Raw genomic sequence first — 12,866 nt, 5'->3', positions numbered from 1 at the left:
CACTCCGGGCCCTTGCCCCGGGTAGCTCCAGACAGGACATGCCATGGTGATTCAAAACGCCGACCGACGCATGCAGATCTACGGCGCGCTATTGCTGCTGCCGGCGGCGGTGCTGCTCGGCACCTTCGCCTATCTGCCCACCGTGGCCACGCTGATCAACAGTTTCTTCCTGCCCGGCTTTCGCGGTGCGCCGCCGGAGTTCGTCGGGCTGGAGAACTACGCCATGCTGGTCGAGGACGTCACCTTCTGGAAGGTGGCGCGCAACAACCTGATTTACGCCCTGGGCACCATCCCTACCTCCATTGCCCTGGCGCTGGGCATGGCGCTGTTCGTCAACGCCCGCCTGCCGGGGCGCGGCTTCGTGCGCATGGCCTACTTCACGCCGACCATCCTGCCGATGATCGCCGCGGCCAACATCTGGATGTTCTTCTACGCGCCGCAGATCGGCCTGTTCAACAAGCTGCTCGGCGCGCTGGGGCTCTCCGGCGTCAATTGGCTTGGCGACCCCGGCATGGCGCTGACTTCGGTGATCGTGATGACCGTTTGGAAGGAGGCCGGCTTCTTCATGATCTTCTACCTGGCGGCGCTGCAGAGCATCCCGCCGGAACTGAAGGAGGCCTCGGACCTGGAGGGCACCAGTCGCTGGAGCTTCTTCTGGCGGGTGACCTTCCCGCTGCTGATGCCGACCACGCTGTTCGTGCTGATCAATGCGCTGATCAATGCCGTGCGGGTGGTCGACCATCTTTTCATCCTGACCAAGGGCGGGCCCAACAACGCCACCAACCTGCTGCTCTACTACGTCTACGAGAACGCCTTCTCGTTCTTCGACCGCACCTACGCTGCCACCATCACGGTGGTGATCCTGCTGGTGCTGGCAGTGGTGGCCACGCTCAAGTTCACCGTGCTCGACCGCAGGACGCACTATCAATGAAGACACGAGCAATGAAGGACTCAAGGCCATGAACCAGGCCAGCACTCTCGCTGCCGTCAAGCGATTCGTGATCCGGGTGCCGAGCCTCGAGACGGTCGCTGCCTGGCTGCTGGCTATCGTCTGGATCTTTCCACTGCTTTACGCGATCTGGGCCGCCTTTCATCCATCGGCCTACATGGTGCGCTTCGACCTGCTCGCCCCGCTGACGCTGGAGAACTTCGCCGACGCCTGGGCCCAGGCGCCGTTTGCTCGCTATTACCTCAACACCTTCCTGCTGGTCACCGGCGTGGTGCTGGCGCAGTTCGTGGTCTGCACCCTGGCGGGGTTCGCCTTTGCCCGCTTCCCTATTCCCGGCAGGGATTTCCTGTTCATGCTGGTGCTGATCCAGCTGTTCGTCTTTCCCGAGGTGCTGATCGTCGAGAACTACCGCATCGCCAGTGGCCTGGGGCTGGTCGACACCATCACCGGCATCGGGCTGCCGTACGTCGCCAGCGCCTTCGGCATCTTCCTGTTGCGACAGACCTTCAAGACCATTCCGCGTGAACTGGAGGAGGCCGCCAGAGTGGAGGGCTTGGGCTGGATGGCGATCCTGCTCAAGGTCTACGTGCCCTTGGCCAAGCCCACCTACCTGGCCTACGGCCTGGTCTCGATCAGCCACCACTGGAATAACTTCCTGTGGCCGCTGGTGGTGACCAACTCGGTGGAGAGCCGCCCGCTTACCGTGGGGCTGGGCATCTTCTCGGCGCCGGAAACCGGCGTCAACTGGGCCACCGTCAGTGCCGCCACGCTGCTCAGCATCGCGCCGCTGCTGGTCGCCTTCCTGCTGTTCCAGCGCCAGTTCGTGCAATCGTTCCTCAGGGCGGGAATTCGCTGATAGAGGCCGATTGACTACCCTTGGGGTGAATGCATGACCCAAGGAGAGATGTCATGGCTCATGGACAGACGGCAGGACGGGACAAGCAGGCCCAGCTCTATCGCATGGTCATGGAAGAGCACCTGTGCCCCTTCGGCCTGAAGAGCAAGGACCTGCTGGAGCGCCAGGGGTTCGAAGTCGAGGATCACCACCTGACCACGCGCGAGGAGGCGGAGGAATTCAAGGAGAAGCATGACGTCGATACGACACCTCAGGCCTTCATCGACGGCCAGCGCATCGGCGGTTATGACGAGCTGCGAGAGCATTTTGGCCTGGACTCGCCGGGAGAGGATGAGACCACCTACCAGCCGGTGATCGCGCTGTTTGCCACGGCGCTGCTGATGGGGCTTGCCGTAAGCTGGACCGCGACCGGCTCGCTGATGAGCGCGAGGATGCCGGAGTACTTCGTGGCCATCGCCATGGCCTTGCTGGGGCTGCAGAAGCTCAAGGACGTGGAGAGCTTCAGCACCATGTTCCTCAACTACGATCTGCTGGCTCAGCGCCAGGTGCGCTATGGCTATGTCTATCCCTATGCCGAGACGCTGGCGGGGATCCTGATGCTGGGCGGTGCCCTGGTCTGGCTGGCCGCACCCGTGGCGCTGTTCATCGGTACGGTGGGCGCCGTCTCGGTGTTCAAGGCAGTTTATATCGACAAGCGCGAACTCAAGTGCGCCTGCGTCGGCGGTGACAGCCAAGTACCGTTGGGCTTCGTCTCGTTGACCGAGAACCTGATCATGGTCGGCATGGGCATCTGGATGCCGCTGCGCATGTACGTGCTATAGCGCTGTGCCTGGGTGTCGACTCTTCCTAGCCGGCTGGGCCGTACCAGGCCTCGGCGTTTCATGCGGGTAGCGGCCCATCCTGCAGCGGTGCCAGCACGCTGCGGTTTCGCCCCGCACGTTTGGCCTGGAAGAGTGCCGCGTCGGCAATCGAGAGCAACGTCGCGGACTCCATCGATTTATGTGGTCTCAGGGCGGCCGCGCCGACGCTTACGGTGATCACCCCCGGGCCTGCCCGGGGAATGGCGAGTGCCTCGATGCCCTGCCGGATGCGTTGGGCGGCGCGCATCGTCGAAGAGGCCGAGGCGTTCGGCAGCAGCACGACGAACTCCTCCCCACCATAGCGCACCACCAAATCGACCTCATTTCGGATATGGTTCTGCATCTCCTGGGCGACCTGGCGCAGGCAGGCGTCTCCCTTCAGGTGGCCGTAATGGTCGTTGTAACTCTTGAAGTGATCGATATCGATGACCAGCATGCCAAGCAGGGTGTTCTCGGCGAGTGCCTCGTCCCAACGCAGCTCCAGCATGGTATCGAAGTGGCGTCGGTTGGCGACGCCGGTCAGCGGGTCGGTAATGGAAATCTTGGTCAGGGCCCGGTTGTCATGAAGCGCAGCGTTGGCCCTGAGCTGCTCGCGTAGCAGCAGCAGGTAGGATTGGCGCTCGCTGGCTTCCAGGCGGAAGTTGGCCAGCAAGGTAAAGACGGCACTCGAGACAAAGAGAACCAGCGTATTGATTTTTACTGCACTATCAGTGTGATCGTAGGGCACCACGAAAGCCGCCATGATAACCCCGCAGAGAAGTGATGAGACGAGGGCGAAGCTGAAGCGCAGCGAAAAGAGAATATTGCCCACCACCAGAATCAGGCCGAACGAGAAGGTATCGAGAAACGAATAGGGTGACTTGGACAGGTAGAAGATCAGGCTGGAACACAGCATTCCCAAGACCAGGGTAGCGGCCATCGTCGCTTCACGTATGGCCGGGGGCAGGCGAAGGCGTACACAGTAGAGGGCCAAGATAGCCAAGGGGGTCATCAGGCCGAAGCGAATCCAGGCAGCGGTTTGCATCGACTCTGGACGAATGACGTAGTCATTGAAGATATAAAGATCGTAGATCACCAGTGCCACGATGCCGGCGATCAGCAAATGGCGCCTGCGACGAGCGGAGGTGTCGGCCATGAAGCGGGCTTCCACCACGGCACTGAAGCGCAGACGATACCAGGGCCTGAACAGGTCCGCTTCCACGGCTTGCAGCAGGGTTTCTTTCACAGCCGGTTCCCCCTTACGAGAACGGCACCATTTTTGGTCTGGTGCTCTGAAAGGGTTATCGGCTGGAAAAGGCCTAACTTAATTTTTTATGCTACTGACCCGTGTCATCAAGGTGGACACATGCTCATCCTGTGCGCCGAGATTCTCCAGCGCGGCAGCGAGGTTCAGCAGGTAGTCGCGATTGGCGCCGCTGGGGCCATGGGCGGTGGCGATCTGCCGAGCCATCTCCTCGAGCGGGGCGTCGCCGAGGAAGGCGGCGTTATCTTCTGTCGCGAGATAGATCAACCCCTCGGCGTGGCTGCCGTCTTGGAAGTGCAGTATCACTCTCTCGCGCAGATAACCGTTCTTCTCACGCACGTCCAGCGGCCCCAGCGTGTCGGCATCGATGCGGTAGGCCATGCCTTGGCAGACAGAATAGGGCGACTCGACCAGCGTGGCCACGCGTCCCGGTGCTTCCGGCGTGCCGCGGTGATCGTGGGAGCCCTGCCAGAAACGCCTGGCCCAGCCCTCGATATGAGCAGGGCGATGCTCGTGGAAGGGAAACTCGGCCTTCCAGATCAGCGAGCCATAGCCGAACAGCCAGATCGTCTCGTCGGGATCGAAGAAGATCCGTTCGCGATTGAGGTGCGTGGTGTCGTGGGTCATGACGGGCTCGGCGTCTTGCGTAGCAGCGGTTGGGTCAGTGTCTGGGCCATGATCACGCCGGCGAGCACCAGCAGGCCGCCGACCAGATGGAACAGGGCAATGCGCTCGCTTAGGAAGAGCATGGCGATCAGGGCGCTGAACAACGGCATCAGGTTGATGAAGATACTGGCCTGGCTGGCGCCGATCTGGCGGATCGCTCGCATCCACAGGAAAGTCGTCACGATCGAGGCGGGGATACCAGCGTAGAGGATCAGCCACACGTTCTGGCCGTCGACCGGTGTCATGGGCCCCATCAGATAGGGTGGCAGCAGGAACAGCACGGCGAATACCACTTGGGCATAGAGCACCACCCAGGGCGGCAGGGCCAGCGGCCAGCGCTTGAGCATCACGCCATAGAGCGCATAGCAGGTGGCGGCCACCACCATAAGCAGATCGCCAAGGGCCACCTGAAGATCCAGCAGCGCCAGCGGGTCGCCCCGTCCCAGCAGCACCAGTACTCCGAACAGCGCAATCAGTCCCCCCAAGGTGCCGCCGCGGCTGGGCGCCTCACGCAGGATCAAGGCGCTGAGCAGGACCGTCAGCAGTGGCACCATAGCCGCCAGTATGCCCATGTTGGTGGCCGTGGTGGTCTCGGCGGCCACGTAGGCAAGCCCTTGCCAGAGCCCCATGCCGAGCAGCCCCAGTACGGCCAGCTTGGGCCATTCGCGGCGTAACGTCTTGCGGTGGTGCCAGGCGGCCGGCAACACGAAGGGGGTCAGCACGGCCAATGCCAGCACCCAGCGCAAGAAGGCGATGCTGCTGGGGGCGATCGTTCCCACGGTGAGCTGGTTGATGGTCATGTTGCCCGACCAGATCAGCACGGCCCCCAGCGGGGGCAAGAAATAGAGCAACGGCATGGCGGCCTCATGAGCATGAAGAAGCCCCGCTGATGTCGGGGCTTGTCGAGTCACTATGATATCGAGCTGTCCCAGAGGTGAAAATGCTAAGGAGGCTAATAAACTCTGGCAGGCGATGCTCAGCGCAGCTGGCTGTCCTTGCTGCCACGCCGGTTGTAGCCACTGTAGGCGGTGCGCTGCTTGTCGCGCTCGCTCTGGCAGGCGATGCACAGGCGCACGCCGGGCATGGCCTCTCGACGCGCCTGGGGAATCGGTTCATCGCACTCCTCGCAGTGCGTCAGGCTCTCGCCCCGGGGCAGTTCGCTGCGCGCTCGCTGCAACGCATCCTCGACGGTACTGTCGATCTGTTCTTGTACCGCTCCGTCTCGTGACCAGCCGCCTGCCATGTTTTGCCCCCTTCGGCTCTCAATGAGCCGTCTGATCATGCTGACAGTTTGGGCTATCCGAACGGTGCGGACCACTCCCTGGAGTCCAGCTCAATGGGTTCAGAAAATCCACGAAGATCTTGAATACCATTCCAGCGTCCCGGTTGAGAAGCTGACAATGGACTGGAACAGGCTTCCCGCCCTCTCAGGAAACAGCAGCTGAACTCTGCTTTTTATATCATTTTATTTTAAACGTTTTTTTCATAAGCCTTCGCTGCTGTTTTCCTTGCTACGACTGTAGCAGTTGTGCATGCCGTACTATTCCTCCTGGCTATTCGATTGAGGCCACGGGGAAGCGCGAGCGCCGCTCAAGATCGTCCAAGTCGATGTTGTTGCGCATGTACTGGGTCCTGGCATCGAACATCGGCTGGTGATCCCAAGGCGTGACCTTGCCCTGCTTGAGTGCCCGCGAAACAAGTTTGCGGCGTTGCTGGCTGGCGATCACCTCGCCGTGAACCCGCTTATAGTCCCAGCGGCTAGCGACCTCATTGCGGAACTGCTTGCACAGGTCCAGGTGCGCGGGGTCCTCGGCCAGGTTGTTGAGTTCCAGCGGGTCGGCCTCGAGGTTGTACAGCTGGTCGGGATCGGGAGCCGTATAGACGAACTTGTAGCGTCCGCGGCGGATCATCAGCAGCGGTGCGATGGCACCTTCGCCGAGATACTCGCCGATCACCTCGTCGTGTCCGCCATTGCCGGTCAGATGTGGCAGCAGGCTGCGACCGTCGATGGGCACGGCGTATTCCGGTGCCTCGCCGTGATGGGCAAGTTCGGCAAAGGTCGGCAACAGATCCATGGTCGACACCGACTCGCGCACGCGGCCCGGGGTAAAGCGCTCGGGGGCATGGACGATCATCGGGACGCGGGCCGAATCCTCGAACCAGCTCATCTTGTACCAGAGGCCGCGCTCGCCGAGCATGTCGCCGTGGTCGCCGGAGAATACGATGATGGTGTCCTCGTCGAGGCCGGTCTCCTTCAGGGTCTTCAGCACGGCGCCGATCTGGTCGTCGACGTAGCTGAGCGCGCCGTAGTAGGCGTGGCGCGCGTTACGGATCTGCTCGTCTGTAATGGAGTCCTCGTCGAGCTGATAGACATGACGCAGGCGTTGGGAATGCGGATCCATCAGTACGCGCGAGTAGGGGACGCGCGGCATGTCGATGGCATCATGGTCGTAGCGGTCCCAGTACTCCTGCGGAATGGTGTAGGGGTCGTGCGGATGGGTCAGCGATACGGTCAGGCAGAAGGGACGCCGCTCGCCGTTGTGCGCCGGATTGTTGCGAGCATAGTCGTAGAGGAAACGCTTGGCGCGGAAGGTGACCTCGTCATCGAAATCGAGCTGGTTGGAGCGCACGCAGGGGCCGGCCTGAATCACCGATGACATGTTGTGGTAATAGCTCGGCCGCTCGTCGAAGTTCTCCCAGTCGACGAACCAGCCGTAGTCGGCCGGGTAGATGTCGGTGGTCAGGCGCTCCTCGAAGCCGTGGAGCTGATCCGGGCCGCAGAAGTGCATCTTGCCCGACAGCGCGGTGGCGTAGCCGGCATCGCGCAAGTAGTGGGCAAAGGTCGGAATGTCGGCGGCGAACTCGGCGGCATTGTCATAACCGCCGATGCGTGAAGGCAACTGGCCGGCCATTAATGTAAAGCGTGACGGCGCGCACAGCGGACTGTTGCAGTAGGCCGAGTCGAATACCACGCCCTCGGCAGCCAGTCGCGACAGGTTGGGTGTCTTGACCAGCGGATGGCCATAGATGGGCAGCGCCGATGCCTTCATCTGGTCGGCCATCAGGAACAGGATATTGGGTTGCTTGCGGGTCATGGGGGCCTCTCTTGCTTGTCGCTGCGCACTGGATTGTCATGCTCGAGCCAACCGGGGCTGTCTCTTATGACAGTCTCCCTGCTAATCTCATGGCTTGTAAACTTGCTAAATTTTTATGGGAGGCATTAGTTAAACTAATGTCGTGGATAGCAAAGTCTGGGTCGCCCAACGGCCTGCGAGTGTTCGAGGCGGCAGCCCGGCACCTGAGCTTCACCGCCGCGGCGCGTGAACTGCGTTCGACACAGTCCGCCGTCAGCCAGCAGGTGCGCGCCCTGGAAGAGCAGCTCGGCCTGGTGCTGTTCGAACGCATCTACCGGGGGGTAAAGTTGACCGAGGCGGGACATGCGCTGTTCGTCAGCGTGCAGGAGGGCTTCGGCACCATCGATCGCACCATCGAACGGCTCCAGCACAAGCATCGCCATCCGCACGTGAACATCCTGACCGACTTCTCGTTCGCCGCTTATTGGCTGATGCCGCGACTGCCGCGCTTCCGCGAACGTCATCCGCATATCGACGTACGCATCGTCACCAACCAGGGCGTACTCGACTGGCGGGCCCAGGAGGTCGACGTGGCGATCGTATTCTGCGATGAGCGTATTCTTGCCAGCGGCGTTCCGCTGCTGTTCTGTGAAGATGTCTTTCCCGTGTGCAGCCCGGGCTTTCTGCAACAGCACGGACCGATCTCGGATCTCGAGGCACTCAGCAAGGCGCCGCTGCTGACGCTGACTGCCGAGCAGGGGCTGCGTTGGCTGGATTGGCCGAGCTATTTCGAGCGGTTGGGGGGTATGACTCACCTCGAATCGTCGGAGCTGACCTTCAACAATTACACCCTGCTGATCCAGGCAGCGATTGCCGGGCAAGGCATCGGCATGGGGTGGCGCGGCCTGGTCGATGACATGCTGGAGAAGGGGATGCTGGTCGGCCTGCAAGACCTGCGCCTGCGTTCGCCGCGGGGCTATGGCCTGGTCGATGCACGCCCGGACATTCCCGGCGAGGCAAAACGGGCGCTGCAGGAGTGGGTGCTGGAGTGCGCGGCTCAGGCGCAGGAAGCTTGAAAGCAAGCCGGCGGGAAGAGATGCCGGGCGTGAACCCGCGCCCGGCATGTTTCTTAGACGCCAAGGATCTCCTTGGCCTCGTTGAGTGCCTCCTCGGACTGGGCATGGTCACCGTCGTTGTGGTACTGCTCGCCCTGATCGCGTAACTCCTTGACGCGAGCGATCTCATCTTCGCTGAGCTGAGAAACCTTGGCGTCATCCTCTAAAGCGTCATCGATCTCGGACATGAGCATGGGGCACTGGCTGGCCCAGGCAGGCGCCATGAAGGCCATCAACACGAGTGCGGCAAATAACTTTTTGATCATTTTGGGTTCCTCCCGTGGGGCGCAGCCCTGTCAAGCTCCTCCCCGGACTGGCCGTGAATGCTTTTGTCAGGTGCCTTGCCATTGTCTGACTGGCCGTGAACGGATGGTGGCGTGCAGGGCAATGGCCGGCGCTGTCAGTATAGATGGCCATTGCGTTTCATACAGAGACGACGATGTTCTCGTCGAATGGGACCAACAGGGATGTCTGTGGAATGGTTGGCCTGGCTCATATAGGCTGAAGAGAAAAGCTAAGCCATTATTTATATTGATAAAAGGAGTAACCCATGAACAACTCGAGTGACCCGGAGCCGCACCATGCGGCTAGCGACATGCAAACGGACTACACCGTTGGCCAAGACAATATCGAAGGGCGGTTGGGGCCCATCGGTTTCGATATCCACAACCGGGTCTTCGTCGTATCGGCACTCGCATCGGGAGTCTTCATCCTGCTTACTCTGCTTTTCCCGGAAAGGGCGGGGAGCATCTTCCAGTCTATCGTTGGCTTCGCCACCGGGACGCTCGATGGGTATTTCATGCTGGTGGTGGATTTCTTCATCCTGTTCTGTATCGCGCTCGTCGTCCTGCCCTATGGCTCGGTCAGGCTGGGCGGACCCGATGCTCGGCCGGATTACGGCTACCTCTCGTGGTTTGCGATGTTGTTTGCCGCCGGTATCGGCATCGGATTGCTGTTCTTCGGAGTGCTGGAGCCGGTCTACCATGCCAACGTCTCCCTGCCGTTGGGCATTGCCTCGCCGTTCGGCGCCGATGGGGAGCTCAATCCCGCGGCCGTGCCCGAAGCGACGGCCTTGGGCCTTGCAGGCACTTACCTGCATTGGGGCATTCACGGCTGGGCCGTCTACGTGGTCATGGCGTTGGCACTGGCCATCTTCACCTATAACAAGGGATTGCCGTTCTCCATTCGCTCGGCGTTCTTTCCGATCCTGGGCGAGCGCGTATGGGGCTGGTGGGGGCATGTCATCGACATACTGGCAGTGTTTTCCACCCTGTTCGGCCTGGCGACGTCGCTCGGGCTAGGGGCGCAGCAGGCCAACGCCGGGATGAACTTCGTCTTCGGGCTGGAGGTCAGCACCGCCGCCCAGGTCGTCATCATCGTGCTGGTGACGGCGGTGGCACTGGTATCGGTCTGGCGCGGGCTCGAGGGGGGCGTGAAGAAGCTCTCTGAAATCAACATGATCATGGCCGTGCTGTTCTTCTTCTTCGTGCTGTTCGCCGGCCCGACCCTGGTGGCCCTGGGCGGGTTCTGGACCGGCCTTGCTACCTATGTGAAGGAGTTCGTCCCGCTGTCGGCCCCCTTCGGTCGTGACGACGACGCCTACCGTCAGGCGTGGACGATCTTCTACTGGGCCTGGTGGATCAGTTGGGCGCCGTTTGTCGGTATGTTCATCGCCCGGGTGTCGCGTGGGCGCACAGTACGGGAGTTCGTGACCTGCGTATTGTTGATTCCCAGTCTGTTCATCTTCATCTGGATGGGCGTCTTCGGTGCCACTGCACTGGATCAACTCTACGCCGACCCCGCAGGCAGCCTGGTCAAGGAGTACGTGATCGATAGCTACAGTCCCGAGCTGTCGCTGTTCGGGATGCTCAACGAGCTGCCGTTGACGGGGCTTATGTCGACCCTCGGCATCATGCTGGCGCTGATCTTCTTCGTCACCTCATCGGATTCCGGCTCCCTGGTGATCGATACCATCACTGCCGGCGGCAAGATCGATGCGCCACGGCCACAGCGGATGTTCTGGGCTACGGTGGAGGGATTGGTCGCCATCGTGCTGCTGATTGGCGGGGGACTGACAGCACTGCAGGCGGGGGTGACGGCGACGGCGATTCCGTTCTCCATCGTGATGCTGTTGATGTGCTACTCCATCATCGTGGCGTTGAATGGCGAGCTGCGCCGCAAGCTTCCCTGATCCAGCGCTGACCAGGTGAGAAGCAATACGCCCCGCTGCCAGGCCAGCGGGGCGTTTGTCTGGCAGGCAGGAAAGTTCAGCCGATGGCGACGATGCCGGCCTTGGCGATTTGTACGTCCTGGTCGGGCTTGACGCCCGACACACCGACGGTACCTGCGACCTCGCCATCGACCAGCACGGGAACACCGCCGCTGAGCAGGCCAGAGAGCGGGGCGGAAGAGGAAAGCGTTGCGGCCGCCGTTGATCATCTCCTCGAAGACCTGGGTCTCCTTGCGGCCGAGTGCGGCGCTGCGCGCCTTCTGCGTGGCGACGTCCGGCGTCATCGGTGCCGCCCCGTCGAGGCGGCGCAGGCCGAGCAGGTGGCCGCCGTCGTCGGCCACGGCGATGGTCACCGCCCAACCGTTGGCTTCGGCTTCTTTCTGGGCGGCGTCGAGGATGGCGTTGACGTCGGTCAGGGTGAGTACGGGCTTGGTCTTCATGGTTCCTTCCTCTTATTCACAATTTCTTTTCGATGGTTGAGAAGCGCTGAGGCGCGTCACGAACGAACGCAGGTTGCGCGAGGCTGGAACGCAGGAACCGAAGCATACTTTAGTATGTGAGGATTCCGACCGGGCTGGCGCACCAGTACCGCCCCGCGCAAGATGCGTAGTGCAGTAGCGACTCAGTGTTTCTCCAGGGCTTCGTCGACAATCTCAATCCAATGCCTGACCGGCGTGCGCCCCGCGCCGTTGAGGTGGGTCTGGCAGCCGATGTTGGCGGTGACGATCGTCTCGGGATTACCGGCCTCCAGCTCGTTGAGTTTGTTGTCGCGCAACTGGGTGGCAAGCTCCGGCTGGGTGATCGAGTAGGTGCCCGCCGAACCGCAGCAGAGGTGCGCATCCTGAACCGGGGTCAGGGTAAAGCCGAGCTTGATCAGCACACCCTCCACCGCGCCGCCGAGTTTCTGGGCGTGCTGCAGGGTGCAAGGGCAGTGGAAGGCGAGGCGACGGCCTGCATCGACCTTCAGGTCTTGCAGGTCTTCATCGCGTAGCACCTCGACCAGATCCTTGGCCAATTCGCTCACGCGCTTGGCCTTCTCGGCGTAGGCCGGGTCATCGGCGAGGATCTCGTCATACTCCTTGACGAAGGCGCCGCAGCCGCTGGCGGTCTGCACGATCGCCTCGGCCCCGGCCTCGATGTGTGGCCACCAGGCGTCGATGTTGGCCCGCGCCCGAGCGCGGCCGTCGTCCTGGGCGTTGAGATGAAAGTCGACGGCTCCACAGCAGCCGGCTTCGCTGGCCGGCGTGAGGCCGATGCCCAGGCGGTCGAGCACACGCGCCGTGGCGGCATTGGTGTTGGGCGACAGCCCCGGCTGCACGCAGCCTTCGAGTACCAGCATCTGCCGTGCGTGGCGCTGGTGGTCGGGGCGCGTGCCGGCGTCCACCGGCTTGGGTGGCAATTTGTCCTTGAGCTTGCCCGGAACCAGCGGGCGGAAGGTCTGGCCCAGCTTGAGCAGCGCCTGGAAGCGTTTGGGCTCCACCAGCGCCTTGCGCAGGGCGAAGCGCTGGGCGCGGTCGGCAGCGCTGCGCGGTACGCGGCGCTCGATCTCGGCGCGGCCAATGTCGAGCAGCTTGTGGTACTCCACGCCGGAGGGACAGGTGGTCTCGCAGTTGCGGCAGGTCAGGCAGCGGTCCAGGTGCAGGCGGGTCTGCTCGGTGACGTTCTCGTCGTCGTCCGGGTTCTCCAGCATCTGCTTCATCAAGTAGATGCGCCCGCGTGGGCCGTCGCGCTCGTCACCCAGCAGCTGGTAGGTGGGACAGGTGGCGTTGCAGAAGCCGCAGTGCACGCAGCTGCGCAGGACGCGGTCGGCCTCCTGGATATGCGGCTGCTTGAGGGCTTCCTCGGTGAAGTGCGTCTGCATGTCGAAAATCCT

General features: G+C 62.2%; 12 protein-coding genes and 1 pseudogene. 5 read left to right on the top strand and 8 right to left on the bottom strand.

What is annotated here, in order from left to right; genetic code table 11:
- The first annotated feature begins 43 nt into the window (after positions 1–43).
- The 3 genes from HNO52_RS16285 to HNO52_RS16275 are packed head-to-tail and all read left to right on the top strand — an operon-like array spanning position 44 to position 2,626.
- Positions 44–931, top strand: a complete 888-nt coding sequence (locus tag HNO52_RS16285) for a carbohydrate ABC transporter permease (RefSeq protein WP_197566286.1) — start codon at positions 44–46, stop codon at positions 929–931.
- Positions 932–959: 28 nt separating this feature from the next.
- Positions 960–1,805: a carbohydrate ABC transporter permease gene (locus HNO52_RS16280; RefSeq protein ID WP_197566285.1), complete on the top strand. Its 846-nt coding sequence runs from the start codon at positions 960–962 to the stop codon at positions 1,803–1,805.
- Between the two features lie 53 nt (positions 1,806–1,858).
- Positions 1,859–2,626, top strand: coding sequence for a glutaredoxin family protein (locus tag HNO52_RS16275; protein ID WP_197566284.1), 768 nt, complete (start codon positions 1,859–1,861; stop codon positions 2,624–2,626).
- Between the two features lie 58 nt (positions 2,627–2,684).
- Here the strand turns inward: HNO52_RS16275 and HNO52_RS16270 are convergent, their stop codons facing one another.
- From HNO52_RS16270 to betC, 5 genes are all read right to left on the bottom strand, one after another.
- Positions 2,685–3,890, bottom strand: a complete 1,206-nt coding sequence (locus HNO52_RS16270; protein WP_232090343.1) for a GGDEF domain-containing protein — start codon at positions 3,888–3,890, stop codon at positions 2,685–2,687.
- 78 nt (positions 3,891–3,968) lie between these two features.
- Entirely contained in the window at positions 3,969–4,535 is a 567-nt protein-coding gene (locus tag HNO52_RS16265) for a gamma-glutamylcyclotransferase (protein WP_197566283.1), read from the bottom strand.
- Positions 4,532–5,431 (bottom strand): DMT family transporter, encoded by a 900-nt coding sequence (locus tag HNO52_RS16260; protein WP_197566282.1) that lies wholly within the window; start codon positions 5,429–5,431, stop codon positions 4,532–4,534. The genes HNO52_RS16265 and HNO52_RS16260 overlap by 4 nt, the downstream gene beginning before the upstream one ends.
- Positions 5,432–5,550: 119 nt before the next feature.
- Positions 5,551–5,817, bottom strand: coding sequence for a DksA/TraR family C4-type zinc finger protein (locus HNO52_RS16255; RefSeq protein WP_197566281.1), 267 nt, complete (start codon positions 5,815–5,817; stop codon positions 5,551–5,553).
- Between the two features lie 310 nt (positions 5,818–6,127).
- Positions 6,128–7,669 (bottom strand): choline-sulfatase, encoded by a 1,542-nt coding sequence (gene betC / locus HNO52_RS16250; RefSeq protein ID WP_197566280.1) that lies wholly within the window; start codon positions 7,667–7,669, stop codon positions 6,128–6,130.
- Positions 7,670–7,806: 137 nt separating this feature from the next.
- Between betC and HNO52_RS16245 the strand changes: the two genes are divergently transcribed.
- Positions 7,807–8,724, top strand: coding sequence for a choline sulfate utilization transcriptional regulator (locus HNO52_RS16245; RefSeq protein WP_197566279.1), 918 nt, complete (start codon positions 7,807–7,809; stop codon positions 8,722–8,724).
- Positions 8,725–8,777: 53 nt separating this feature from the next.
- On the opposite strand, the gene HNO52_RS16240 is transcribed toward HNO52_RS16245, so the two are convergent.
- Entirely contained in the window at positions 8,778–9,029 is a 252-nt protein-coding gene (locus tag HNO52_RS16240) for a PA2433 domain-containing protein (protein WP_197566278.1), read from the bottom strand.
- Positions 9,030–9,313: 284 nt separating this feature from the next.
- Here HNO52_RS16240 and HNO52_RS16235 point away from each other — a divergent pair, with 284 nt between their 5' ends.
- Entirely contained in the window at positions 9,314–10,954 is a 1,641-nt protein-coding gene (locus HNO52_RS16235; protein WP_232090341.1) for a BCCT family transporter, read from the top strand.
- Positions 10,955–11,030: 76 nt separating this feature from the next.
- Here the strand turns inward: HNO52_RS16235 and HNO52_RS16230 are convergent.
- A pseudogene (locus HNO52_RS16230) lies at positions 11,031–11,433 on the bottom strand (GlcG/HbpS family heme-binding protein).
- 182 nt (positions 11,434–11,615) lie between these two features.
- Positions 11,616–12,854 carry a glycolate oxidase subunit GlcF gene (gene glcF / locus HNO52_RS16225; RefSeq protein WP_197566277.1) on the bottom strand — a complete coding sequence of 413 codons (1,239 nt, stop codon included), beginning with the start codon at positions 12,852–12,854 and terminating at the stop codon, positions 11,616–11,618.
- Positions 12,855–12,866 lie beyond the last annotated feature (12 nt).

The organism is Halomonas sp. MCCC 1A13316, from assembly GCF_014931605.1.
Lineage (GTDB): Bacteria > Pseudomonadota > Gammaproteobacteria > Pseudomonadales > Halomonadaceae > Halomonas.
Note: the sequence above shows the minus strand (reverse complement) of the source record. Positions and strands in the feature narration are given on the sequence as shown.

What these genes read in the sequence shown, in the direction of transcription:
- HNO52_RS16285 (WP_197566286.1), top strand. Translation starts at nt 44, where the DNA reads ATGGTGATTCAAAACGCCGACCGACGCATGCAGATCTACGGCGCGCTA.
- HNO52_RS16280 (WP_197566285.1), top strand. Translation starts at nt 960, where the DNA reads ATGAACCAGGCCAGCACTCTCGCTGCCGTCAAGCGATTCGTGATCCGG.
- HNO52_RS16275 (WP_197566284.1), top strand. Translation starts at nt 1,859, where the DNA reads ATGGCTCATGGACAGACGGCAGGACGGGACAAGCAGGCCCAGCTCTAT.
- HNO52_RS16265 (WP_197566283.1), bottom strand. Translation starts at nt 4,535, where the DNA reads ATGACCCACGACACCACGCACCTCAATCGCGAACGGATCTTCTTCGAT.
- HNO52_RS16260 (WP_197566282.1), bottom strand. Translation starts at nt 5,431, where the DNA reads ATGCCGTTGCTCTATTTCTTGCCCCCGCTGGGGGCCGTGCTGATCTGG.
- HNO52_RS16255 (WP_197566281.1), bottom strand. Translation starts at nt 5,817, where the DNA reads ATGGCAGGCGGCTGGTCACGAGACGGAGCGGTACAAGAACAGATCGAC.
- betC (WP_197566280.1), bottom strand. Translation starts at nt 7,669, where the DNA reads ATGACCCGCAAGCAACCCAATATCCTGTTCCTGATGGCCGACCAGATG.
- HNO52_RS16245 (WP_197566279.1), top strand. Translation starts at nt 7,807, where the DNA reads ATGTCGTGGATAGCAAAGTCTGGGTCGCCCAACGGCCTGCGAGTGTTC.
- HNO52_RS16240 (WP_197566278.1), bottom strand. Translation starts at nt 9,029, where the DNA reads ATGATCAAAAAGTTATTTGCCGCACTCGTGTTGATGGCCTTCATGGCG.
- HNO52_RS16235 (WP_232090341.1), top strand. Translation starts at nt 9,314, where the DNA reads ATGAACAACTCGAGTGACCCGGAGCCGCACCATGCGGCTAGCGACATG.
- glcF (WP_197566277.1), bottom strand. Translation starts at nt 12,854, where the DNA reads ATGCAGACGCACTTCACCGAGGAAGCCCTCAAGCAGCCGCATATCCAG.